The organism is Methylogaea oryzae, from assembly GCF_019669985.1.
Classification (GTDB): domain Bacteria; phylum Pseudomonadota; class Gammaproteobacteria; order Methylococcales; family Methylococcaceae; genus Methylogaea; species Methylogaea oryzae.
Genome location: NZ_AP019782.1, coordinates 2834315 through 2859079, shown reverse-complemented (window position 1 = coordinate 2859079; position 24765 = coordinate 2834315). Strand labels below are relative to the sequence as shown.

General features: G+C 59.7%; 22 protein-coding genes. 10 read left to right on the top strand and 12 right to left on the bottom strand.

Annotated features, from left to right (window positions below; genetic code table 11):
* Positions 1-251: 251 nt before the first annotated feature.
* Positions 252-1493: a cation:proton antiporter gene (locus K5607_RS12445; protein WP_221047202.1), complete on the top strand. Its 1242-nt coding sequence runs from the start codon at positions 252-254 to the stop codon at positions 1491-1493.
* 39 nt (positions 1494-1532) lie between these two features.
* On the opposite strand, the gene K5607_RS12440 is transcribed toward K5607_RS12445, so the two are convergent.
* Complete coding sequence (locus K5607_RS12440) at positions 1533-1742, bottom strand: hypothetical protein (RefSeq protein ID WP_221047201.1); 210 nt, start codon at positions 1740-1742, stop codon at positions 1533-1535.
* Positions 1743-1753: 11 nt separating this feature from the next.
* Positions 1754-3418, bottom strand: a complete 1665-nt coding sequence (locus K5607_RS12435; protein WP_221047200.1) for a SulP family inorganic anion transporter — start codon at positions 3416-3418, stop codon at positions 1754-1756.
* Positions 3419-3884: 466 nt separating this feature from the next.
* On the opposite strand from K5607_RS12435, the gene K5607_RS12430 reads away from it, so the two are divergent.
* The 7 genes from K5607_RS12430 to K5607_RS12400 all read left to right on the top strand — a co-directional run bounded on the left by K5607_RS12430 (position 3885) and on the right by K5607_RS12400 (position 13848).
* A complete protein-coding gene (locus K5607_RS12430) occupies positions 3885-4202 on the top strand; it encodes a hypothetical protein (protein ID WP_054772925.1) in 318 nt (105 codons plus the stop codon).
* Between the two features lie 291 nt (positions 4203-4493).
* Complete coding sequence (locus tag K5607_RS12425) at positions 4494-5216, top strand: DUF2490 domain-containing protein (RefSeq protein ID WP_054772926.1); 723 nt, start codon at positions 4494-4496, stop codon at positions 5214-5216.
* An 81-nt stretch (positions 5217-5297) separates the two neighbouring features.
* Positions 5298-6749, top strand: a complete 1452-nt coding sequence (locus tag K5607_RS12420; protein WP_054772927.1) for a sensor histidine kinase — start codon at positions 5298-5300, stop codon at positions 6747-6749.
* Positions 6746-8134 (top strand): sigma-54-dependent transcriptional regulator, encoded by a 1389-nt coding sequence (locus K5607_RS12415; protein WP_221047199.1) that lies wholly within the window; start codon positions 6746-6748, stop codon positions 8132-8134. The genes K5607_RS12420 and K5607_RS12415 overlap by 4 nt, the downstream gene beginning before the upstream one ends.
* Before the next feature lie 322 nt (positions 8135-8456).
* Complete coding sequence (locus K5607_RS12410) at positions 8457-9098, top strand: YchE family NAAT transporter (protein WP_221047198.1); 642 nt, start codon at positions 8457-8459, stop codon at positions 9096-9098.
* A 203-nt stretch (positions 9099-9301) separates the two neighbouring features.
* Positions 9302-11911: a YbcC family protein gene (locus K5607_RS12405; protein ID WP_221047197.1), complete on the top strand. Its 2610-nt coding sequence runs from the start codon at positions 9302-9304 to the stop codon at positions 11909-11911.
* Entirely contained in the window at positions 11908-13848 is a 1941-nt protein-coding gene (locus K5607_RS12400; RefSeq protein ID WP_221047196.1) for a proton-conducting transporter transmembrane domain-containing protein, read from the top strand. Before K5607_RS12405 ends, K5607_RS12400 begins: the two co-directional genes overlap by 4 nt.
* A gap of 157 nt (positions 13849-14005) precedes the next feature.
* Here the strand turns inward: K5607_RS12400 and K5607_RS12395 are convergent, their stop codons facing one another.
* The 9 genes from K5607_RS12395 to K5607_RS12355 form a co-directional block, all read right to left on the bottom strand.
* Positions 14006-14506 carry a hypothetical protein gene (locus tag K5607_RS12395; RefSeq protein ID WP_156302307.1) on the bottom strand — a complete coding sequence of 167 codons (501 nt, stop codon included), beginning with the start codon at positions 14504-14506 and terminating at the stop codon, positions 14006-14008.
* Positions 14493-15215, bottom strand: a complete 723-nt coding sequence (locus K5607_RS12390; protein WP_156302308.1) for a hypothetical protein — start codon at positions 15213-15215, stop codon at positions 14493-14495. The genes K5607_RS12395 and K5607_RS12390 overlap by 14 nt, the downstream gene beginning before the upstream one ends.
* A gap of 11 nt (positions 15216-15226) precedes the next feature.
* Positions 15227-15790, bottom strand: a complete 564-nt coding sequence (locus K5607_RS12385) for an RHS repeat-associated core domain-containing protein (protein ID WP_281427751.1) — start codon at positions 15788-15790, stop codon at positions 15227-15229.
* Positions 15791-15793: 3 nt separating this feature from the next.
* Positions 15794-16213 carry an RHS domain-containing protein gene (locus tag K5607_RS12380; protein WP_054772930.1) on the bottom strand — a complete coding sequence of 140 codons (420 nt, stop codon included), beginning with the start codon at positions 16211-16213 and terminating at the stop codon, positions 15794-15796.
* Positions 16214-16466: 253 nt separating this feature from the next.
* On the bottom strand, positions 16467-16778 hold the full coding sequence (locus K5607_RS12375; protein WP_221047194.1) for a hypothetical protein: 312 nt from the start codon (positions 16776-16778) through the stop codon (positions 16467-16469).
* Positions 16779-16995: 217 nt separating this feature from the next.
* Positions 16996-17790, bottom strand: coding sequence for an RHS repeat domain-containing protein (locus tag K5607_RS12370; protein ID WP_485020569.1), 795 nt, complete (start codon positions 17788-17790; stop codon positions 16996-16998).
* Between the two features lie 233 nt (positions 17791-18023).
* The gene (locus tag K5607_RS12365) at positions 18024-18377 is read right to left on the bottom strand and encodes a DUF3969 family protein (RefSeq protein WP_221047192.1); all 354 of its coding nucleotides are present in this window, start codon (positions 18375-18377) and stop codon (positions 18024-18026) included.
* The gene (locus K5607_RS12360; RefSeq protein WP_221047191.1) at positions 18374-19156 is read right to left on the bottom strand and encodes an RHS repeat domain-containing protein; all 783 of its coding nucleotides are present in this window, start codon (positions 19154-19156) and stop codon (positions 18374-18376) included. Before K5607_RS12360 ends, K5607_RS12365 begins: the two co-directional genes overlap by 4 nt.
* Positions 19157-19554: 398 nt before the next feature.
* Positions 19555-20526, bottom strand: a complete 972-nt coding sequence (locus K5607_RS12355; RefSeq protein WP_156302386.1) for a hypothetical protein — start codon at positions 20524-20526, stop codon at positions 19555-19557.
* Between the two features lie 726 nt (positions 20527-21252).
* Here K5607_RS12355 and lipA point away from each other — a divergent pair.
* Together lipA and K5607_RS12345 are read left to right on the top strand one after the other, a co-directional pair.
* Positions 21253-22230, top strand: a complete 978-nt coding sequence (gene lipA, locus K5607_RS12350; protein WP_221047190.1) for a lipoyl synthase — start codon at positions 21253-21255, stop codon at positions 22228-22230.
* Between the two features lie 31 nt (positions 22231-22261).
* Positions 22262-22717 (top strand): nucleoside deaminase, encoded by a 456-nt coding sequence (locus tag K5607_RS12345; RefSeq protein WP_221047189.1) that lies wholly within the window; start codon positions 22262-22264, stop codon positions 22715-22717.
* A 41-nt stretch (positions 22718-22758) separates the two neighbouring features.
* On the opposite strand, the gene hpnR is transcribed toward K5607_RS12345, so the two are convergent.
* Positions 22759-24315: a hopanoid C-3 methylase HpnR gene (hpnR, locus tag K5607_RS12340; RefSeq protein ID WP_221047188.1), complete on the bottom strand. Its 1557-nt coding sequence runs from the start codon at positions 24313-24315 to the stop codon at positions 22759-22761.
* Between the last annotated feature and the right edge of the window lie 450 nt (positions 24316-24765).

Here is a 24765-nt window from a genome sequence, read left to right as displayed (position 1 = left end):
TTGTTCGGCCAAAAGAAAGTAACCAAAGAAAAAGCCGCCCGATTGCCGCGCCGCTACGCGGTGCCTTGCGCTCCTCGTTTTCGTCGGGAGTTGCCCGACAGGCCATCCCTGGCCTGGCGGGCAACCGGCCGCTTCCATGCGGCCGCCCTGCGGGTTATTCCCGTCGAAAACTGCGGTGCTCAGCGCGGCAAACGGGACGGTGAGCGGGCACTGCGGATAATTTGGCAAGACAGAATCAAAAACTTCTCCTTATGAGCCCCACGCAACTGCAAATCCTGTTCGTCCAGATCGGCCTGATGCTGTCCGTCGCCTGGGGCATGGGGTACTTGGCCCGCCGCTTGGGCCAGCCGGCGGTGCTGGGCGAGCTGCTGGGCGGCATCCTGCTGGGGCCGACCTTGCTCGGCGCCTTCGCCCCGCAGGCCCACGCTTTGCTGTTTCCCTTGGACAAAGCCGTCGCCACCAGCCTGGACGCCTTGCTAAAGGTTGGCATGCTGTTCTTCATGTTCGCCGCGGGCTTGGAGGTCAACCTGGTTCACGTGCGCCGCCATCCCCGCGTCATCGCCCTCACCAGCCTGGGCGGAGGGGCCGTGCCCCTGGTGCTGGGTTACGCCATGGTGGCGCTGTTTCCGGGGCTGTGGGGGCAACAGTCGCGTCCCGATTTATTGGCCTTGTTCATCGGCGCGGCCCTGTCCATTTCCGCCTTGCCGGTGATCGCCCGCATGCTGATGGACACCCGCTTGATCGACACCCAAATCGGCGCCACGGTGATGGCCTCGGCCATGGCCAACGACGTGATCGGCTGGTCCTTGTTCGCCCTCATCCTGCACGATCTCTCGCCGGGGCAGGCCGACAGCAACTTGGCGGTGGCGTTGGCCTTGGTGTTGGGATTCGCCGCATTGGTCTTGGGCGTGGGCCGCTGGCTGTTGCAGCCGCTGCTGCACCAGGCCCGCTATTTCAAGGACTGGCCGGGGGGCTTGCTGACCTTTCTGGCGGCCTTGGTAGTGCTGGCGGCGGTGGGAGCGGAGCATGCCGGCATTCACGGCATCTTCGGCGCTTTTTTGGTGGGTGTGGCTTTCGGCCAGGATCGGGAGCCGGATCAGGACCAGCGCATCCACGACATGATCCAGCCTTTCGCGCTGAATTTTTTCGCGCCGCTGTATTTCGTTTCCGTCGGGTTGAAGGCCGATTTTTCCGGCCAGTTCGACGGCCCGCTGGTGTTGTGGGTGTTCCTGGTCGCCTGTTTGGGAAAAATCCTCGGCGGCAGCCTGGGCGCGCGTTTGGGCGGCTTGTCGGGTCGGGAGGCTTTGGCGGTGGGCGTCGGCCTCAACGCGCGCGGCGCGGTGGAAATCGTCTTGGCCTCCGTGGCGCTGGAGCAGCGTTTGATCGATCAGCGCATCTTCGTCGCCCTGGTGGCGATGGCCTTCGCCACCACCCTCATCAGCGGTCCTTTGTTGCAGCGCTTGGTGGCGCCGCTGCGCCGGACGAACCCATAGAATCGGGGCCGCGTAGGCGGCCCCGGGGCGCGGCGCGGCTCAACCCGCCCCTTGGAGCGCCCGGCGCGGCGCGGCGGGCGGATGTTCCGGTTTATGTTCGACCACCACGTGCCCGCGGCGGCAGGGTTCCGCCGCGGCGGCGCTCTTGTCCTTGAGCCGATCCTGGGACGGGCCGGGGTCTTGGCAGGTGACGGCGGCGGGATGCGACATCAGCGTGCCGACGAGCAGGAGTTCTAGAGGACTGGGCATGGCGGTTCTCCTCAGGCTGCGGCCGGCTTGCGGTCGAGCCGCCTGCGTGCGGCCAGCGGATGGCTGGAAAACGGTTCGTGGTTGTGGAGGCCGTGGATGGCGCACTGACCGCCGCGGCTGTTGTAGTCGTGGCAATAGTGGTCGATGAATTCCATCACCGTGTGGTCGATCAGGTAGACGTCGGACAAATCGAACACGACGGTCTTCCCTTGCGGCAGCTCGGCGGCGGCGCTTTTCAGCGCCATGAAGTTGGAGAACACCGCCGCGCCTTCGATCTTGATCACGTAATGGTCGGCGTCTTTCTGCTCGACGTGATAGAACAGCTTGAACAAATTGGTCAGGCTGACGCCGCGCAGGAGGTGCAGGGCGAACTTGGCGGCGATGCCCATGGCGACGCCGATCAACAGGTCCGTGGCCAGCACGCCGGCGATGGTGACGACGAACAGGGTGAGCTGCTCCCAGCCGATCGCCATGGTCTTGGCGAACTCCTTGGGGGAGGCCAAGCGGAAGCCGGTGTAGACCAACAGCGCCGCCAGGGACGCCAGCGGGATCTCGTGGATGAAGTGGGGGAACAAGGCCACGAAAATCAGCAGGAACAGGCCGTGGAAGAAGTTGGCCCAACCGGTCTGGGCGCCGTTGTTGACGTTGGCCGAACTGCGCACGATCTCCGCGATCATGGGCAGGCCGCCCAACAACCCGCAAACCACGTTGCCCATGCCCACCGCCGCCAAATCGCGGTTCAAATCCGAACAGCGCTTGTAGGGATCCAGCTTGTCCACAGCGGCGGCCGACAACAGGCTTTCCACGCTGCCCACCAGGCAGATGCTGAGCACGGCCGACCAGAACTCCACCGTAGCGATCTTGCCGAAATCGGGGAAATAAAAGCCCGCCAGGAAATCGTCCGGGATCGACACCAGGAACTTCGGGCCGATGCTGAACTCGTGGTGGGGCAGGAACTCCTGATCCGGCAGGAACATATAGACGTGTTCGTGATCCAGATCGAAATACCGCTCCAGCAGTATGCCCACCGCCACCACCACCAGCGGCGCCGGGATCATCTTCAACACCCGGTTCTTGATGAGCGACCAAGCGATCAGCAGCGCCAGGCCGGCGAAGCCGATGCAAGCGATCTCCGGATTGAGGTCGACGACACTGTGGGGAATGGCCAGGATGGTATCGATCAACTCCTTGGCCTCCGGCTTCACCCCCAGCATCACGTGGATCTGCTTGGCCATGATGATGATGCCGATGGCCGCCAGCATGCCGTGCACCACCGACGAAGGGAAAAAGGCCGACAAGCGTCCGGCCTTGAACAGCCCCATCAAAGTCTGGAACACGCTGGCGACGACGATGGCGGCCAAGGTATAGCGGTAGCCGGCCATGGCATCGCCCTGCCCCAAGGACTGCACGGCGCCCAGCACCACCACGATGAGGCCGGCGGCGGGCCCGTTGATGGTGACGAAGGAACCGTTGAGGCGGGACACCAGCACGCCGCCGACGATGGCGGTGATGATGCCGCCCATGGGCGGGAAGCCGGAGGCCATGGCGATGCCCAAGCACAAGGGCAGGGCGATCAAAAACACCAGAAAGCCGGAAAGCAAATCGCTGCGCCAGTTTTGCTTGAGGCCGGCCAGGCCGGTGAGCGGCGGGGTGGTGCTCAGGGAGGGGGTGGACATGGTCTTCGATTCCGATGGAAGTTTGTTCAGCGTGATCCAAGCCAGAGCTGTGCCAATTTCTTGCCTCGGCGGTAATGTACGCCTAATCAAATGCTTACATAATTCGTTCGCCGCCGTGCGACGACCTTGGCCGCGGGCTGTGGTGGATATGAGCTGGCGGCCCGGTTGAATTGCACCACCGCCGTGCGGCGGCCGGGGATGCCGCGGCTAGGGCCTCCTTCTTCGGCCAACAGCGGTTTTAACGGCGTGCGGCGCGCCGCTTAGTGCAAAACCACCGGGGCGGTGGTTTTGCACTGGTCGCCGAGCAGGGTGTCGCCGCATTGGGTCTGTCGTCCTGCCGCAACTGTCTGGCAGCCTTGAAAAAAACGAAAATCAATAAAGTTGGTACGGTTCTGGCTTCGGGCGTGGCACGCTTAATCGGCCACCCTATGGATGGCCGGCAGACCGATAAGGGATAGAGACATCCATGAATTCCGTTCGCAGCGAACTGCTCGTCCGCATCTTTACTGTGGCTTCGTCCATGGTGGGGGTGTGCATGGGCGGCATCAGCCTATTCCACATCATCAATTCCATCGGCCGCGCGAGTATCTTCGGCGGCGAACTGCTCGCCACCGATTCGCTGCTGTTCCTGCTCGCCAGCGCCGTCGCTTTTTGGGCTTTGCGCACGCCCCACCTGGCGCGGGGCATCTTTCTGGAAAAGATCGCCGATGGGCTATTTTTAGTAGCGCTGACCTGCATGGTGGCGGTTTGCGGGCTGCTGGTTTACGCGGTATCGGCGGTTTGAACGCCATCCCGCGCGTGCCCCGATGCCGTTACGCGGGCGGAAATCGCCGGGACGCTCGCCGGTTGCGATTCATTGGCGTTTTTGCGGGCGGCAAAGACACCTGTTGTCAGTTAGAGACGCCTTGAATGGCGGCGTTGTTTCGATCTACCCCCGGACAACGGCCGGGTTTTGGCGCTCTTTGCCTTGATAAGTCGCCAATATTCATGGGCGAAGCGCATGGATATTCGACGCCAGAAGAAATGCATACGCCGGAATCGACGGTTTATATTTATAAAAAGAGGAGTGAATCATATGAGAAAAAAAATCACCGCTTGCCTTAGGATTCCGGCAGTCGTTTTGGGCGTTTTTTGCCTTTTGTCGTCCCCGGCGCAGGCGGTCGACGACTTGTTTCAAGATGCGGGAAGCTGGCTGCAAGTGGTCGGCGAAGGCAGCTTGAAGGTGATAGATCCAAGCCTGGAGAAAGGGCGCGTATGGCTGGAAGGCCAATCCCGCTTCGACCAGAACTGGGGGCACTGGTATCAGGGCATGGTCCGTGCGGCGGTGGGGTATTCGCTGAGCGATCGCGCGACAATCTGGGCGGGCTATACGTGGCTGCCCACCCAGAACGTCGGCAAGTCCTATATTTCCCAGCAGGATGTGTGGCCCGCGTTCCGTTACGTTTTGCCGACCGATTTCGGTACCTTCACGTTCCGGACGATGGTCGAAAGCAATTATTTGAGGGGGAGCGACGTTCGCGTCCGGCCGCGGCAAATGATCCGCTTTATGCATCCGCTCGACTTCGAACCCCGTTTGAGCTTGATTGCCTGGGACGAATTTTTCGTTCGCGCCAACTCAACCCGATTCGGCGGCAAGTCGGGCTTCGACCAGAACCGCGCATTCGCGGGGCTCGGTTGGACCTTCAATCCGAATTTCCGCACCGAATTCGGTTATTTGAACCAGTATCTGGACGATGCGACGCACACCAACAATACGATGCATCATATGGTTATGGGATCGTTGTTCGTCAATTTTTAGCCGCGTCGTCGGGCGCCCGGGTTCCCATCCGCCATGCGGCCCTGGGGACTCGGCCCCGGCAATGGAAGAGCGTATCGACACATGAAGCCCTACCGTTATCCGGTGCATAGCCGCGCGATCGCGCTGCTCGGACTTTTAGTGCTCGTATTGGCCATACTCGGCGGCATGATTTGGCGCAATCTCCAGCGCCTGGATCGCATCCGCGGCTACGTCACTTATTCCCATCAGGTGGAAAGCGTGGCGGTCGACCTGCAAGCGTTGTTGATGGACGCGCTGTCCGGCGCCGCGCCTTTGCCGCCTCCGGCGGTGGAGCAACTGCGGCGCGATTTGGCGGTGTTCCACCAACAGGACGCGCACTTGTCGCCGATGACGCCGATGCGGCTGAACGAGGTGCAAAGCTTGCTCGGCGGATTGAAGAGCAATCCCGACGTGGCCGCCGCCAGGGAAAACCGCATCGCGCTGGTGTCGGCCTTGGGCGCCATGGGCCGCATTCTGGACGACGAAACGGAGCAGCGCGGCCGGGCCTTGGACGAACTGAGCGCCGGCACGCAAACGGAACTGGACTTGGCGCTGGTGACGTTGACGGCCATTCTGCTGCTGGCCGGCTGGTTTTTTCACAAGCGTATCCTCATTCCCCTCAACGACCTCAAGCAGTTGCTGGCCCGCTTGGCGGAAGAGGACTTCCGTCCCATCGCCACCCATCACCTGGACCCGCTGCTGGAACCAGTGTTTCACAGCTATAACGACATGGTGGTGCGCTTGGCGGAGCTGGAGGAGGAAAAGCGCCGCCACGCCCATTCCCTGCAAGCGGAAGTGCACGTGGCTACCCACGCGTTGCTGGAACAGCAGCGCAGCCTCGCGCGGGCCGAACGCCTGGCGGCGGTGGGCGAAATGGCGGCGGAATTGGCCCACGAGTTGCGCAATCCCCTTGCCGGCATACAAATCGCTTGCGCCAATTTGCGGCGGGAATTGGAGCCTTCGGACCAGGCCGAGCGCCTGGACCTGATCGTCGACGAACTGCGGCGCATGGCGCGTTTGCTCAACGGCGTGCTGGATCAAAGCCGCCACTCCCCGTCGCCTCCCAGCGAATTCGACGCCGTGCGGCTGTTGCGGGAACTGATGGCCCTGGTGCGTTACCAAATTCCGGAGCACATCGAATTGCTGCTGGACGTACCCCTTAGCCTGCCGGTATTTTTGATCGAGCCGGGCCTGCGGCAGAGCGTGCTGAACCTGGTGTTGAACGCCGCCGAGGCCTTGGGCGCGTCGCCCGGCACCGTCAGCGTGTCGCTGCGGGCGGGGCAGGGCGAGGTGGTCCTGACCGTCAGCGACGACGGCCCCGGGTTTCCCCGGGAGATACTGGAGCAGGGCATACGCGCCTTCCGCACCACCCATGCCGGCGGCACGGGGCTGGGGTTGGCCGTTGTGCAGCGCTACGTGCAAGACCAAGGCGGCAAGCTGAAATTCTCCAACCGCCAGCCCCACGGCGCTTGCGTTACCCTCACCCTGCCGGAAACTCCGCTAAGCCATCCATGAACACATTGCTGTTGATCGAAGACGAGAAGCTGCTGGGCGCCGAATTGTCGCGGCACTACGAAAAACTCGGTTGGGAAGTGACCCTGGCCGCCAACATGGCGGAAGCCCGCCGCTGGCTGCTGGACCAGCGGTTGGACCCGCTCCTGGTCATTTCGGACATGAACCTGCCGGACGGCAATGCCCTGGATTTGATGGAGGAGGTCAAAGGCAAGGCGGCGCATGCGGAATGGCTGCTGCTGACCGGCTACGGCAGCGTGCGCGACTCGGTGCGCGCCTTGCGCCTGGGCGCCTACGACTTTCTGGAAAAGCCCTGCGACCTGGAGCGCCTGGACCTGGTGACCACCAGCGCCATGCGCAACGCCAACCTGCAACGGCGCATCATCGACCAGACCCAGTCGCGCCACCGCCGTTATGCGCCCGAAGCTTACGTCGGCCGCAGCGCCAAGGCCCAGGAGGTGCGCCTGATGCTGGGCAAGCTGACCCAGGTGCCGTTCAGCGCCTTGATCCTGGGCGGAGAAACCGGCACCGGCAAGGGATTGGCGGCGCGCATCCTGCACTACGGTGGGCCGCGCGCCCAGCAGCCGCTGGTGGAACTCAATTGCGCCGCGCTGCCCCGGGAATTGCTGGAGTCGGAATTGTTCGGCCACGAAGCCGGCGCCTTCACCGGCGCCGCCGGCCGCCACCGGGGGTTGCTGGAACAAGCTTCCGGCGGCACCTTGTTCCTCGACGAAATCGGCGAAATGGCGCCCGACTTGCAGGCCAAGCTGCTCAAGGCCATCGAGGACCGCAAGGTGCGGCGCCTGGGGGGAGAGAAAGAGATCGCCGTGGACGTGCAGATCATCGCCGCCAGCCATCGCGACCTGGAGAAAATGGTGGGGGACGGCGACTTCCGCGCCGACCTGTTCCACCGTCTCAGCGTGTTCCGCCTGACCCTGCCGCCGTTAAGGGAGTCCAAGGAAGACCTGGACGACCTGGTGCCGCTGTTCGTGGCGGAGTTCAACGCCAAGGCGGGCAAGCAGGTCAGCGTCATTCCGGACGAGGTGTGGAGCAAGCTGCGGGCGCACAATTGGCCGGGCAACGTCCGAGAGTTGCGCAACGTCATCGAGCGCTGCGTGTTGTTCGCCGACGGTCCGGTGCTGCCCTCCCTGTGGCTGCAACTGCCAGGGCAAGCGGCCCCGTCGGCGGCGGCCGGCGTCGTCGACAACGGCATTTTCCTTCCCTTGGACGGCAGCATGGCCTTGGACGACATGGATCGCCATATCATCAAGATCGCCCTGGAGCGCGCCGGCCACAACCTGACCGCCGCCGCCCGGGATTTGGGCGCCACCCGCGAAACTTTGCGCTATCGGGTGCGCAAATATGGTTTGAAAGCTTCGGAGGCCTAAGCCTTGCCCAAGGCAATCGGGCTCGGAGCTGCCAAGGTTCGGGGGTTTTCCACGCAGCGTCCGGTGCATTTCAACCGATATAGCGGAGCGAGAGACCGGCCGGCCTCGTCTATCCCCGGTGACACGGGGTTATGCATCGTTGGCACGATGATTGCCTGATATTTGATGTGTATCCTACCTGACGCACCAGCGACGTCGTCCCTCCTTGGCCCCCTTCTATGCCTATTGTTGACGTCGCTGCTTTTTTCGATTTCCGCAGAAAGCCGATCCCGACGCCTTTGGACAATCCGGGCGGCATCCGCGCCGACGCGTTTGACGATGCATGCTGAATTTGAACGAATACCTGCAACTGTTGGCCGGCCTAGTTTCCGTGGTGAATCCGGTGGGCGCCATTCCGACTTTCATTTCGCTGACCACCAATCGCACGCCGGAGGATAGGCGGCGCACCGCCATCGTCTGCGCCTCCGCCGTAGCCATGGTGTTGTTGGTCGCTCTGCTGCTCGGCGAGCCGATCCTGCGCTTTTTCGGCATAGGCATTCCGGCCTTCCGGGTCGCCGGCGGCATCCTCGTGCTGTTGATGGGCATTTCCATGCTGCGCGCCTCCCATGACCGGGCCCGGCACACGCCGGAGGAGCGCGCCGAGTCCTACGACAAGGAGTCCGTGGCGGTGGTGCCGTTGGCCATTCCCTTGCTCAGCGGGCCGGGGGCCATCAGTACGGCCATCGTTTACGCCCATATGGAGCATTCCCTGGCTCACTATCTGCTGGTGGGCGCGGTCATCCTGTCGGTGGCCGCCATCGTCTTGGCCGCCTTGCTTTCGGCCCCCAAGCTCGCCTTGGTGATGGGCCGGACCGGCATGAACGTGGTGACCCGCGTCATGGGCCTGATTTTGGCCTCCATCGCGGTGGAGTTCATCGCCAAGGGACTGTCCGCCCTGTTTCCCATTTTGGGGAAAGCGGCGTAACGCGCATTCCCGCCCCGCCTGGTTGATTAGCACCGCCCGCCGGGGCTTTTCAACCACCGCCGCTGGCCCCGCCTCGCGACGTTCTTCGCAAGTCATTGAAAATATTGTCCGGAGCCGTGCCGAAACGGCTGGCATGAACGCTGCTAAACCAACGCCATAAAGACTATCGTTTCTTTGCGGCGCGGGCCGTTCGGTGAAAATTCATGTCTAAATCAGCATTGGCGGCGAAGTTACCCGACTACGACGACGTTCCCGGATCGTCCGGCTTTCATCTCGATACGGCGATAGAGCGCATCGCCCATTGGTTGCCCACTCAAGGTCCGATCAAGGACTTCATCCACCACAACACGCTGCACGCGGTGCAAGACCGCCCGTTTCACGAAGGCGTGGCGATAGCGGCCAACCTGTTCGGCGCGCGCAGCTACTTGCCGCTGGCCGATTACCAGGCGATGTACCGGGAGGGCAGGATTCGGGATTTCGCCATCGATTGGGCCCTGGAGCATTCGGGCGCGGGCCGCGGCAATTCGGCCGCCCTGCGCGAATCGCTGTTCCAGACGGACGACGAGGTGCATTACCCGCCCGTTTCCCTTGCCAACCATGGCATCAGGGAGCGCTGGCTGACCCATATCCAAGTCAATTTGAACGCCTTGGTTCATCCCATCCTGTTCCGCTTGGTGGCGAATTTCTTGGACCAGGGCATCAGCGGCTGGAGCGTGGCCCGCGACGGGGAATCCCTGTGGGATTGCGTATGGCGCTTGGTGGAGAACAGCGTCATCCCGCTGCATCCCTTTAGCGAAACTTCCGCCCGCGCCGTGATCAATCAAAGCGCGGACGAGGCCATATTGGCCTGTCTGGGGGAAATCGTCGGGTCGGAGCCGCTGTACGAGCAATACGTCATGGAGATGCTGCTGGCCCATCCCGGCTGGGCCGGCATGGTGCATTTGATCGAGCAGAACCCGCAAGCCTTGCTGGCGAAACGCCGCATATCCCTGAAGGAGCTCATCGCGGTGGAATTGGCCTGCGAGCTGGCCTTCCTGCACCGGAAGCGCGGGGCCGGCTTCCTGCCCGTCGCCAAACTGCCCCACCTCAGTCAAGTTCCGCGGTTGGCCGACGCCACGGCGAAACCGTTGGTTCCCCTGCGCCTCAAGGTGTGGCACGAAGCCATGGAGTTTTCCCTCCACGCGGAACTGCTGCAAGCCCTGAAAGTGCAGGCTGCGCCGGCGGCCATCGCGTCGTCGGACAAAGCCGTTCCCATGGCCCAGGCGTTTTTCTGCATCGACGACCGCGAGTGTTCGCTGCGCCGCCATTTGGAGGAGATTGATCCGCGCATCGAAACCTTCGGCGCCGCCGGCTTCTTCGGCATCGACTTCCTCTATAAAGGGCTGGACGACGCCTATCCGGTGGCGCAATGCCCGGTGGTGATCCAGCCCAAGCATTTGGTGCTCGAATCCAGGCTGCACCCGGCGCCCGCCGAGGAAAAGCCCGCGCGCGTCAAGCTGGGGAAGCTGCATTTCACGCCTCAGTCCATGGTGCGCAACTGGGTTTACACGCAAACCCTGGGCCTGGGCTACGCCGCCCGCCTGGCCTGGGACGTGTTCCGTCCCGGCTCGCTGCTGCCCAAAATCCAGCAATTGAGCGAAGTGCAAGCCCATACCCGCCTGCATTTGCTGCGGGAAAGCGACGAGCCCACGGAAGACGGCCGCTTGCTGGGCTTTTCCCACACCGAAATGGCCGACCGCATCGAGGGGTTGCTGCGCAACATCGGCTTGACGCAAAACTTCGCGCCCCTGGTGGTGGTGGTGGCCCACGGCTCCAGCAGCGCCAACAATCCCCATTTCGCCGCTTACGATTGCGGCGCTTGCGCCGGCAAACCGGGTGCGCCCAACGCCCGCGCCTTCGCCTGGATGGCCAACGACGAAACCGTGCGGGCGGTGTTGCGCGAGCGCGGCATCGACATTCCGCCGGCTACCCGCTTCGTGGCCGCCTTGCACAACACCAGCCGCGACGAAGTGACCTATTTCGACCAGCATTTGCTGGCGCAACACCCGGCGGCCGGCCTGGAGTCGTTCCAGCAGGCGATGCGGGAGGCGCTGGAAAGGAATGCCCACGAACGCTGCCGCTGGTTCGAGCTGGGGCCGGAATCGGCTTCGGCCAAGCTGTCCCACGAGCACGTCAAAGCGCGCGCCTCGTCCATTTTCGAGCCCCGGCCGGAGCTCAACCACTCCAACAATCTCTATTGCGTGGTGGGCGAGCGGGCGTTGACGACCAATCTGTTCCTGGATCGGCGCGCGTTCCTTCATTCCTACGATCCCAAGTCCGATCCGCGGGGCGATATTCTCGTGAAAATACTGTCCGCCATCATTCCGGTGTGCGGCGGCATCAACCTGGAATACCTGTTCTCCCGCATCGACAATTCGGTCTACGGCGCCGGCACCAAGCTGCCGCACAACGTCATCGGCCTGCTGGGCGTGGCCAACGGCGTCGAGGGAGACCTTCGCACCGGCTTGCCGTCGCAGATGATCGAAGTGCACGAACCGGCCAGGCTGTTGATCGTCATCGAGCAAAGCCGCGAGATCGTGGAAGCGGCCTTGTCTCGCTTGGGCGAGCTGAAGGAATGGGTCGATAACGAATGGATCAGGCTGGCTTGCCACGATCCCCTCAGCCGGGAAACGCGTTTGTATTCGCGGCAGGGTTGGGAAGACGTGGACTTGCCGGCGGAATTCGAAGTGCCGGCGGCGGCGAGCTCGGCGGCCATTTTCCCCGGTCGCAATAAAACCATCCCCGTTCACCTTTTGACGAAGAGCCAGCCATGAACGTACTGCTTTTGGCCTGCCAATTCGTGCCCCTGCTGGGGCTGCTGCTCATCGCCTTGTTCGGCCGCAGCGAGAAACGGATCGCCGTCATCAGCTCCTGGGCGACCCGGCTCCTCGGCGGCTGCATACTGGCGCTACTGGGCATGTGGGCGGCCCACGGTTTCGGCGGCTACGAATACCTGTGGTTTACCGTGTATTCCAGCGGCGATTATCAGTTGCCGGTGCTGTTCTACCTGGACCGGATCAGCGCGGCCTATCTGTTCGCCGTGTGGGTGATTTTTTCCGTCATCGTGCGTTACTGCCGCTATTACCTGCACCGCGAGGCCGGCTATAAACGGTTTTTCCTGACCATCTTCGCCTTCGTGCTGGGCTTGAACATGGTGGTGCTGTCCGGTTCGCTGGACGTGTTGTTCGCCGGCTGGGAAATCGTCGGCATCGCCTCGTTCCTGCTGATCGCTTTCTACCGGCACCGCGTCCAGCCGATTCGCAACGCGCTGCGCGCCTACAGCATCTATCGGTTTTGCGACATCGGCCTGTTGCTGGGCGCCTGGTTCAGCCACCAGATATTGCATGGCGGCAACCATTTCGCGGAGTTGGCGCAGTTGTTCGGTAACGACACCGTGCTGCCGGCCAATTTGACGGCGCTGTTCGTGTTGTCCTGGTTCATCACCATCGCTGCCTGCGGCAAGTCGGCGCAGTTCCCGTTTTGCTTTTGGTTGCCCCGCGCCATGGAAGGCCCCACTCCCTCCAGCGCGATTTTCTACGGCGCCTTGTCCGTCCACCTCGGCGTGTTCCTGCTGCTGCGCACCCTCCCGATTTGGGGCTTTATGTTCATCACCCGGTTGATGGTGTTCGTCATCGGGCTGCTAACCGTCATCGTCGCCGCCCTCTCGGAAAAAGCGCAGTCCAGCATTAAAGGCCAGATCGCCTACGCTTCCATCGGCCAGGTGGGCTTCATGTTCATGGAACTGGCGCTGGGGTTGGAATCCCTGGTGCTGCTGCATTTCCTCGGCAATGCCTTCCTGCGTTGCTATCAGCTGCTGGTGTCGCCCTCTATCGTCGCCCACTTGCTGCGCGTCGAAGGCGCCGCCGACACGGGCCTCAATGTCCGGGGCAATTCCATGGCGCAATGGCTGCCGCTGTCCCTGCGCGATACCTTGCCCGAGGTGTTGCGGAACACGCTACAGGTTTTCGCGTTGCAGGAATGCAACCTGGAGGGGCTGGTCCGGGCGACGCTGTGGGATCCTTTGAAACAAGCTGGCGCGGCGGTGAATGCCGTCGGCCTGGGGCGCAAGCTCGTCGTCGCCTCCGGCGTGTTGCTGGTCGGCTGGCTGGGGTTGGAGAGCGGATTGCTGGAACGGCAGTATTTGGCCGGGCCGGCGGTGTTGGGCATGGCCCTGGCGTCGGTGGCGGGTTTCAGCCAAAAAGGCAGTGTGTTCAAAGTGTGGAACGCCGTCGGCGCCAGTTGCCTGCTGGCCGGCGCCACCATCTGGCTGCTGCGGATGGAGGCCGGCAGCGACGTGGAACTGTTTTTGGCCGGCATCGTACCGTCCTGGCTGTTGGGCTTGGGGGTGTTGAGCCTGATGCTGCGCGGCGAGAACTTCGCCGAAACGCCCTTTGCCTATCGCGCCATGGCGGAAACCAAGCCGGGGCTCTCCCTGCTGTTGTTTTTCAGCTTCCTGGGCTTGGTGAGCTTTCCCATCAGCCCCGCCTTCATCGGCGAAGACCTGTTGCTCTACCATGCCAGCGGCCACCACGGCTGGATCGTCGCGCTGATCGCCGTCTCCTTCGTCATCAACGGCATCGCCGCGGCCCGCGTCTTCCTGCGCTTGAGCATGGGCCGGCCGGTGGAAGTGCGGCGGGACGCTGTGGAGGCCGCATTGGCCGCCGCGCCGGTGCCTCGTTTGGCCGCCGTGCAGGAAACGGCTCCAGGTTGAGGACGGGACGTGAGAGAAAAGGGGGCGGGTTACATTTAAATAATTGAACCTGCCCCCCTTTTCCGGTGGACGTAGGTCAGCCATGCGGCGCAATACGCGGAGGACCGCTATTGACGCCCTACGCTCGAATGCAGGTTACGAGTTGTCTGGGAAATCTTTACTTTTGTTTGTCGATTGTAATAACCTGAAATGTTGTTGGATCGATTATATATCTCACCTGCCCACCATTACCGGCAATTATTTGAAATCGGTCAGAATGCCTTAACTGAAATACGACCGTATATCCTTCGCTACCTTCTTTAACTGCAATATCATAACTCTCTAGTCTTGCGCTATACGCTGGAAAGCTATCTGCGCCGGACTCTTTTTCCTCTTTAGCCGCTTTCGCCTGGTTAACCTCTTTCGAAAAGTCATCATAGGCCGCCAGGATAGCGCGCAAATGCTCGCCCTTGACAACCGCGGCCAAGTTGCTCCAGGTCACGGCATGGCCGCCTCCCGTCTTTATTTCTTTGGCGTAACCGATGCCCCCTAGAATACAAAATATAGCCAAAAAGACCACCGCCTTACTTATTGACGGTAGGAAGCCAAACATATCAGCGCTGCGCCAATCGTTGGGGTTCGCCGACTCACCACAACCTACGCGCTTACGGGTTATCATATAGTATTGGCATCTTATCTTTAGACTTGATTACTGTAGTTTTTGGCACAACAAGGTCCGCTCGCAAAACGCATTGTCCGCACACATTCTGTTTTTTTGTCTCAGTGCTACGCAACTCAATTTTTGCGTCAATAGTTATATGCGCCCCACCCTCGTTATTGAGCACAGAAAAAATTCGCTGGTTTATAGGGTCAAGGGGCCTCCATGCTCTTGTCGCGGCGCGAAACCTGCCTGTTGCTGCATACCCATAACAATAGCTTCTAAAAGCAGGAAACCCTGCACTATAAAAAACTATGGCCTCGCTTTTGGCTAAATCGAACTCCATTTTCCTGTCGTTAACCAGCATGTCGGGTATATAAATACTCACACGCGTTAACATTTCGGTGTCTGTTGTGCCAGGCCATCCCAAGAAATACTCTCCGTAAGAAAAAGTGCTGCCCTCACCTATATCAATCCCGTGCCCTAACATTGGAAACATATCCGATATATCCGGCCGCTTCTTGTGACCAATCAAGTCTAAATTTAATTTGTGGGTTGAGTGGTGAGAAAAAACACTAGACGGCACCCAATATCCTTCTTTTGTAATGGGCAAAGAATTGTTGACACCGAAGCATGGCGCAACTTCATCACTAAGCGCGCCGCTATTAAAGCATGCTGCAAAAACAAAAAAACCATACTGCAAGATACTTACTTCCCAGTGCAGTCGCATCGCATTTTCCTTTATTTTGCATATTTGTTTCGGAGAGCATTTTTTGTTAACAAACGTTTGGTTTCGTCATATACATAACCCCGCCCGCTGGAATCATCTTGCCGAGAATCGCTTGACGGGAGCGAGTAATGAACACCTTCATGAACCATAGTATCCACCAAGCCAGCAGCTTCGTCGGCAGACAGTGACTGCAAATACTTATCGGATAAGTGAATTGTCCTAACATCGGTGTATGCGCTAGCAGGCGCCCCTGTTGCAGGGTGCACTGGCATCTCACCAACAACAATATGGTCATCTGCTGGCAACGTGTAGGGGTATCTCCCCGTACCTGATAACCGTTTGCCCTCCAAGGATTGCCGAGCAACATCACGCGCCACATCGATGTCACACTGGGTTAAGCCTAAGATGTCAATAAAGTTCACTGGGTCTCCAGAGACATAGGCATAAGTATTCAACCCACCCCGTAGCCCAATCGGATCAGACTCGATATACCGCCCCGTCCCCGGATCGTAGTCCCGGAAGACGTTGTAATGCAACCCGGTTTCCCTGTCGTAGTACTGGCCGGGTAGGCGCAGGTTTTAGGCGATCTTGCCGCGGGCGGTGTCTTTGCCTTGGCCGCTCCAGGCGGCGCCGTAGGGGTCGCTGTGCCAGGTCCAGGCGATTTGGTTGTCCTGGTCCAGCAGGGCGCGAGGGGCGCCTAGGTGGTCGGTGTGGACGTAGTGGATCGCGGCGGTTTTGCCGTCTTCGTCGCCTTGTGCGGAGACGGCCACCGGGGTGCGGCCGAGGTAGACGGTTTCCTGGAGGGGCTTGCCGCTGTCGTCGTATTCGCCCAGGAGTTGGCCTTGTGCGTCGTAGACGAAGTGGGTGGTGTGGCGTTTGACGGTTTTGGCGATGCGCTGGCCGAGGCCGTTGTAGCGGTAGTCGGCGCTTTCGGCTTGGCCGAGGCGTCCGGCGTCGTTGTAGGCAAAACGGTGCTTGCCGTGACGCAGGTCAGCCATGCGGCGCAATATTCGGAGGACCGCTATTGACGCCCTACGCTCGAATGTGGGTTACGAGTTGGTAGGCGAGAGTGAGGCGGTGTTGTTCCTGCTTGCCGTCGTCTTCTTGCGCGGTGGCGGTGCGGTAGCGCGTTGGGCTGACGGTAGGAGGCCCAACATATCAGCGCTGCGCTAATTGTTGGGGTTCGCCGGCTCACCCCAAGGCGCTGTGTAGGAATGTTAGAACTGACCCCGCCGCCCTTGCGAATGCGGGTTAATCAGGAAGCGCCGTGTATTTTTTTGTCGCGATGCGAAACATTAGGCGGCCGCATCGTTGGCATTCTTGCGTGCTTCCATCGACAATAACTTGTTTTACGCCGCAATCAGTATGACATACGGCATAAGCGAGATATATGTTCTCTGGAAAATCTGGCGTTTCATCAGGATAGTTCATCGCTTCTTGCTCCCACGAGCCAAGGGATTGAAGGTGAGCCATGAATGAGTCATATCTCGCGGAGCCTACCCTAAGTTCTGCGTGTCGCGTTTTTATCTGTGCAATCAGTGCATCTAGTTTACTTTTAGGCATCGTTACTGTCCTTTCTATATCCCCCCGTATATGGGATTTCCAGGAAATGGTATTAATAGAATCAAGACCCACCACGGAGGTGATTGAAGTTCTGGATTTTGAGAATTGGACGGATCGATAGACTCTAATTTGGCATCTGGGCTGCCAGGCAATAAACTCCCATCCTTATCCCAGCGATTATCGCTATTTTCGTCATCCCAGTGACCGCCCTGTGGCCCTAAGCCACGATCAATGCCTGTTCCGTGGGAATGGTCACCCCGGTTAAGTTACGGCCTTTCTTGCCCTCCCAGTATCCGCTTGGGCTCCATTTCGGTTTCTTGCCACATGCCTCAATAGGAGGTGTTGGCCAACTGTTGGGCGGTGTCTTGCCTGGCTTACGTTCTAAGCCTAAAGGGTCAATCCAATGTATTGGGTTGTTCCCAACATAGGCATAAGTATTAACCCCACCCTTCAACCCAATCGGATCGGACTCGATATACCGCCCCGTCCCCGGATCGTAGTCCCTAAAGTAGTTGTAATGCAACCCGGTTTCCCTGTCGTAGTACTGTCCTGGCAGGCGCAGGTTGTAGGTGATCTTGCCGCGTTCGCCGTTCCAGGCGGCGCCGTAGGGGTCGCTGTGCCAAGTCCAGGCGATTTGGTTGTCCTGGTCCAGCAGGGCGCGGGGGGCGCCCAGGTGGTCGGTGTGGATGTCGTAGAGGCCGGCTGGGCGTTCGTCGTCGTCGCTTTTGGCGGCAACGGCCAATGGGGTGCGGCCCAGGTAGACGGTTTCCCGGAGGGGCTTGCCGTTGTCGTCGTATTCGCCCAGGAGTTGGCCTTGGGCGTCGTAGACGAAGCGGGTGGTATGGCGTTGACTGTTTTGGCGATGCGCTGGCCGAGGCCGTTGTAGCGATAGTCGGCGCCTTCGGCTTGGCTGAGGCGTCCGGCGTCGTTGTAGGTGAAGCGGTGTTTGCCGCCGTTTTCTTGTTCGGTGGCGGTGCGGAGCGCGTTGAGCTGACGGTAGGACGCCCAGCATATCAGCGCTGCGCCAATCGTTGGGGGGCGCCGGCTAACCCCAAGGTGCGGTGTTGGAATGTTAGAACTGACCCCGCCGCACAGGAACCGAGTATCTACGCGCTTGCCGTGACGTAGGTCAGCCATGCTACGCTCGAATGCGGGTTACGAGTTAAACGAAAGTGGCGGAAAGGGATAGGTCAAACCTACGGAATGTGGAATTCTGTTCTCTACTCTACCTTTATCCGTGACCCTTTATCCGTTCACCTTCCGGTTTCCAAAAAAAACCTCATACCACTTTGGCAAGCACAAGTTTATTTCGTTTTTTGACAGCAGAAACGCTATCGCACTATCCGAAAGCGACGTCAGCTCCTTTTCAAGATTATCCGGGAGCAGTCTCGCTATGTTTTCCAGCTCGGTCCCGGAGAAAATTATTGACAATACCGTCTTGTCAGCTCTGGCGCTTTTCAATACCTCAAAAGTTCTTGGCGAGTAAAGCAATTGCTCCGCCTCGCTTATACTAACCGCCCCACGCTTCAGAGAAACAGAAACACCTATTGCGATTATTGCCATCAGTTTTTCAAGCCTATCCAGCTCATCGTGCGTCATAAGTTGCTCCACCCAGGCTTTACATCTAGATCAAATACGGCCCCAGAGTCACTTTTAAAATAGTGCACAAATACTTGATTGCCACTAGAGTCAAAGCCATCCTTGTATACCTTGCTCCACTTACCTGGCTCTATTTCCTTTAGCTTTTCTAGCAACTCTTTTTTGTTGACAGAATACTTTTTAGTTCCATTCTGAACATCTCTAAACCCGGCCGGATATTTCGGACAGGCCTTGATTGATCTAAAAACGTTCAGCGCCCCCTTTCCAATAGTTCCCAATACAATGCCGGGAAGCTTAAGTTCAGGCGCTGCTGCATTAACCGCTGTTTCAAGCGCGCCCAGTGGACTACCAGGCCCATCCATAGAGACCGCGCCCTCGGGAATAGGCGCTCCGTCTCGCAAAGTCTGAGTTTGTTGTCCATAACCTATTTGCTGTTCCAGACCGCTTGGGGCAACAAAACTGAGTGGGGAGTTTTCAACATAGGCATAGATATTCAGCCCACTCTTCAGCCCAATCGGATCGGATTCGATATACCGCCCCGTCCCCGGATCGTAGCCCCTAAAGTAATTGTAATGCAACCCGGTTTTCCTGTCGTAGTACTGTCCGGGCAGGCGGAGGTTGTAGGTGATCTTGCCGTGGGCGGTGTCTTTGCCTTCGCCGCTCCAGGCGGCGCTGTGCCAGGTCCAGGCGATTTGGTTGTCCTGATCCAGCAGGGCGTGGGGGGGCGCCCAGGTGGTCGGTGTGGACGGAGTAGATGGCTGTCCCTTTGCTGTCTTCATCGCCTTGCGCGGAGACGGCCACCGGGGTGCGGCCCAGGTAGACGGTTTCCTGGAGGGGCTTGCCGCTGTCGTCGTATTCGCCCAGGAGTTGGCCTTGGGCGTCGTAGACGAAGCGGGTGGTATGGCGTTGACTGTTTTGGCGATGCGCTGGCCGAGGCCGTTGTAGGTAAAACGGTGCTTGCGGTCGTCGGTGAGGTGACCGGGAGCGTCGTATCGGTGAGTGCGGGTTGCGTCTTCGTCGTTACTGTAGTCGATGCGGTGGCGCGTTGGGCTGACGGCGGGAAACCCAATATATCAACGCTATGCCAATCGTGGGGGGCGGCTCACTCCAAGGCGTTGTGTTGGAGTGTTAGAACTGATTCCGCCGCCTGCGAATACGGATTACGATGAGCGATTACTCAGTATCCTGATACGGTTACCATGGCAAGTGGGGACGTTAAGTTGTTTTGTGATATGGCAAATATTTCTTTTGAGTCATTGTCTATAAGCAAATACGCAAAACCAGTATGAAAGCCAAGCGATGTGCATTTTGTTTCATCGCACAGAATGATCTCCCCCTTATCTAAAGGACTGGTTTGCAGCAAAACCCCTCCTTTAGGGCAGTATGCGGCGGCACTGTTCAGCAGTTTATACCCGCTCACAGACTCCGGCAAGAACGTTTTGTGCCAAGAAACTGCTTGGTCTCTTTCGATATTCCAAGCTGCGATATCTAGCTCTCTAATAATAGGTGAGCCAGGCCTGTGTAGCGTAACCAGCAGTTTTTCTTCCGCGAACGCAAATAAAAGACTCGTGGGTAGCAATGCCGATAAAACTGCAGTTTTCGCTTCTCTTGGGTGGGCTTTTTGCTCTATGGCATGAGTTACAGGCTGCGGAATATCGCTTACGATATTTCCCGATGCATTGAAAAATATTCCACAGTAAAAAAGTCGATCGCCCATGCGGATGGGGCTATTGTGAAGCCACATTGTCCGTTCGCATGGCGGAAGTAGTGTCGAGGTTGAGCGGCCAGATAACATTACTCCAGTATCGGTTTTATAAATCGCAAAGTCAGAGTCAACGTATATTGCGGAGTCAGCAGCATCTCCTGTCTCAAGATTTATGGTGCGACTTTCCCTCGTTTCCGTCCTTGGGATTCTCTTGATGAGTTGCTTGCTTTCCTCTTTAACTAAGGTGCCATTGATGTCATTAGTGTCGTAGCTTACTTCAGCAAAGCGGTCTTTATATAGAAGATATATGTATGCCGAGTCGAACCAGGCTCTGTCGATTTTATATGTGTGATAGGACTTCGTGGCAGCGCTAGCCTCAGCGCTCATTAATAGCACGAGGCATTTCACAACAAGCCTTGCCACATGGCTGCGTAGATCATTCATAGCACGAGTAATTCAGCTTATTTCCGCTAATAGCAGCATTCATCATGTCAATCGTTCGGTTAAGCACGGTAGGTTGGGGTGAGTCGGCGAACCCCAACGATTAACGCAGTGGTGTCATGTTGGGTTTCCTTTCGTCAGCTCAACCTACCGCGCTGGGAATGCAACCTCTGGCTTGATACAAATGTCCTGGCGTATCTAGCACTCCGGTAGGCTAGTTACGTGTTCATCTCCACAGACGGGAATAGAACAACACCATTTCCAATATCGTCAACACCGCAAAGGCAACGTACAGTGGCGATAGTGTGCCTTCTACCAGGCTGAAATATACGGCGACACACATTCCACCGATTCCGATAAAGCGTCCGAGTAATGTTAGAAATGGGTTGTAAAATGGATTTCTGCGACGCTTAAAACGAAACATCATTTATTTATTGTACTCGCATTCTGTACGAGGCCTGTCTGGCAGGTGCGGCATACGATCACCAAAAGCTCCTCGAAGTACCTGCTCCGCACTAGATGCATCAGCGCGATTTGTTGAGGCTTGCCGTATCACCTCTATCCATGCGCCGCGATTCTAATGGCGCCGGCCCGGCGCTCAATGGCTTGTTAGCTTGTGACTGTGCAGGCCGGACGGCCGTTGAGTGGGGAAAATTTCAAGATCAGGTTCGGCTTGCACCCGGCGCGGCTTCCAGGCATTTTAGAAGTCTATCCGCAACGATGCCGCTCATGTCCAAAGCCAGCGATTTTCCCCATTTTAGTCCTCTGTCCCGCGCCACTCCGGAAACCCACGAGCGGGGCGCTGCCAAGCTGTCGCGTATTCCGGTGAAGGTGGAGTCCGCTCCCGCCTTGCGCAAACCCAACTGGATCCGGGTGAAGCTGGCCGCGCCGGAGGCGGTGGGCAAGGTGCGGGCGGTGCTGCGGGAGCAGGGCCTGCACTCCGTTTGCGAGGAAGCGGCCTGTCCCAATTTGTCCGAATGCTTCAGCCACGGCACGGCGACGTTCATGGTGCTGGGCGATATTTGCACGCGCCGCTGCCCCTTTTGCGACGTGGCCCACGGCAAGCCGAAGCCGCCGGATGCCGAGGAGCCGGCCCGTTTGGCTCGGGCGGTGGCCGAGCTGGGGTTGCGTTACGTGGTGGTGACTTCGGTGGATCGGGACGATTTGCGCGACGGCGGCGCGGGACATTTCGCCGCTTGCGTAGCGGCCTTGCGGGCGGCGCAGCCTTCCATCCAGGTGGAAATCCTCACGCCGGATTTCCGCGGGCGCTTGGACGCGGCGCTGGAGGCTTTGGCCGCCGCGCCGCCGGACGTGTTCAACCACAATCTGGAGACGGTGCCGCGTTTGTACCGCGCGGTGCGGCCGGGTGCGGACTATCAGGTGTCGCTGGATTTGTTGCGACGCTTCCGCGAGAGGATGGCGGGTGTGCCCACCAAGTCGGGCCTGATGCTGGGGTTGGGCGAAACCCTGGAAGAGGTGAGGGAGGTCATGGCCCATTTGCGCGCCCACGGCTGCGATTTGCTTACCCTGGGCCAGTATTTGCAGCCGTCGCCCGATCATTTGCCGGTGATCCGTTACGTGACGCCGGAGGAGTTCGCCGAGCTAGCCGAGGCGGCGCGCGCCATGGGCTTTCGCGACGTGGCCAGCGGCCCGCTGGTGCGCTCTTCCTATGGGGCGGAGCAGTTGCTGAAAGGCGGCGCGGGTTAAAGGTGGCCGTTCAATTCATCGGGAGGATTTTATGAATTATGCGAACTTGTTGGCCGTTGCTTTCGAGGAGGCGCAACAGGGATTCGACGAGGGCGGCGTGCCGGTCGGTGCGGCGCTGTTCGACGCCGAAGGCCGCTTGCTCGGCCGCGGCCGCAACCGCCGCGTGCAGGACAACGATCCTTCCGTGCACGGCGAAACCGACGCGTTCCGCAAGGCGGGGCGGCAGAAGACCTACCGCGACAAGATCTTGGTGACGACTTTGGCGCCGTGCTGGTATTGCTCGGGGTTGATCCGGCAGTTCAACATCGGCACCGTGGTGGTGGGCGAATCCGCCAACTTCGCCGGCCATTTGGATTGGCTGCGTGAGGTGGGCGTCAAGGTGGTGGAATTGAACGATTCCGCTTGCACCGAGCTGATGGCGCGCTTTATCCGGCAATCGCCGGGGATCTGGTTCGAGGACATCGGCGAATGCGACTGCGAGGCGTAGCGGCGGGCCGGTTTTTGGGGCCGGCCCGGTTTTCGCCCGCCTTAGTTTGACGGCACCGCGTCGCAGGCTAGGCGTCCCTCGTCGACGAATTGTTCCGTGGCGTCGTCTAGGGCGCGGCTTTTGCGGCCCAGATTCTTGTGCACATAGAGGCTCTTGGCGTCGATCTTGTGTTCGGCGGCCGGCGGCGGTAAGGGGATTTCGTATTTCACCGGCTGGCGGTGGTCGGCCAGTTGCAGTTCCGGGTTGAACACGCTGTTGAACTTCCACAGGCTGCGCAGGAAGTTGGTTTGGCCGTGCAGCAAGTGACCGCCGAGGATTTTCATGGTGTCGCGCACCGCTGCCCAGCCCATGTGTTTCTTGAACAGCACTTGTTGGGTTTTCACCAATTCCCCGTAGAACTCGTGCAGGGGCAGCTTGGTGGGCAGCACCGCGTGCTGGATGTCGAATAGGCGGTAGTCGCGGGTGGTCAGCTTGCGCGCTTCGGTATGCCAGCTTTCCGTGCCGGGGTAAGGCGTGTTGACGCTGATGTTGACGATTTCCGGGATCTCCATGCACCACTGGCGGATCACCTCGAAGCGTTCCTTGTCCCAGTCCGGGTCGGCGATGATGTTGATGGCGACGGCAATGTCCAGCGAGCGGGCGAATTCCAGCGCTTCGAAGTTCTTGCCCAGGCTGACGCGCTTGCGGAATTTCTGCAGCCCTTCGGCGTCGATGGCCTCTATGCCCAGGAACATGTATTCCATGCCCAGTTTGCGCCACAACTGGAATACCTCCTTGTTGCGCAGCAGCACGTCGCCGCGGGTTTCTAGATAGTAGTTCTTTTTGATGCCGGCGCGGGCGATGGCTTCGCCGATTTCCATGCCGCGTTGGCCTTGGATGAAGGCCACATCGTCAACGATGAAAACCCCCGGCTCCTTGATTCGGCGCATGTCCTCCATGATCCGCTCGGTGCTCATCACGCGGTAGCTACGGCCGTAGAAGGTCCAGGCGCTGCAGAAGTTGCAGTCCCACGGGCAGCCGCGGCTGAATTCGATGGAGGCGCAGGGGTCGAGGGTGCCGAGGAAATACTTGCGCCGGTGCTTGACCAGGTCGCGAGCCGGCAGGTGGTCTTCCAGGCTTTCGATGAAGCTGGGCGGCGGGCCTTCGCCGTCCAGGGTCAGCGCGCCGGGCACCGTCGTCAAATCGCCGCCGTTGGCCAGCGTTTCGAGCAGCAGCGGTGCTGCCGCCTCGCCTTCGCCGCGCAGCACGCAATCGAGCAGGCCTTCGCCGTGTTCCAACAACGCGCCGGCGACGAAAGAGGCGCTATGGCCGCCGACAAAGGTGAAGCATTCCGGCAGCCGGGTCTTGGCGGCTTTGGCCAAGTCCACCACTTCCGGCACGTTGGCCAGGTAATTGAGGGAAAAACAGACGACGTCGGGTTTCCAGGCGTCCAATTCGCGCTGGAAATCGTCGTGGGATTCCACTTGCAAGTCCATCAGTCGGATTTCATGGCCGGCGCTGCGCAGGGCCGCAGCCACCAATTCGAGGCCCAGGGGTTCCAGCCGCAGGAACACCTTGGTGTACATCAGAGGGCTGGGGTGGACGCAAAAAACCTTCATGACGCATGGCTCCTTATTGTTGTTTGTGGCCACGCCGCGGGTTGGGGCGCCGCCCGTCGTATCACCGGATGGAATCATGGACCGGCTTCGGCGGCCGATCAGGTTGGCTTAAGAATATGAATAAAAACTGTGCGAGGGCAAGAGTGCCGGGGGAGGAGTCTCGGGACGAGCCGCCTGGGTTCCTGGTCGCTCGTGCGGGCGGGGCGAACGCTGCGGAGGAGGGCTTGCAAGGGCGGAAAATGCCACTAAAATATCGGGTTTAAATGCTTTTCGCCAATAGGGACGGCGCCACGTAGTGGGTCGTAGAGTCGCGCAGGCTGGCGCGCCGGATCATGGCGAATCCCTCCCGAAGTGCAGACGGTCGTTTCCGCTCGGCCCGTCAAGGCGTATCGTTTTCTCTCTGGGTTATCCTTTCAATCGGCTTCCCGCTCCGTCGGAGCATTTTCCGCT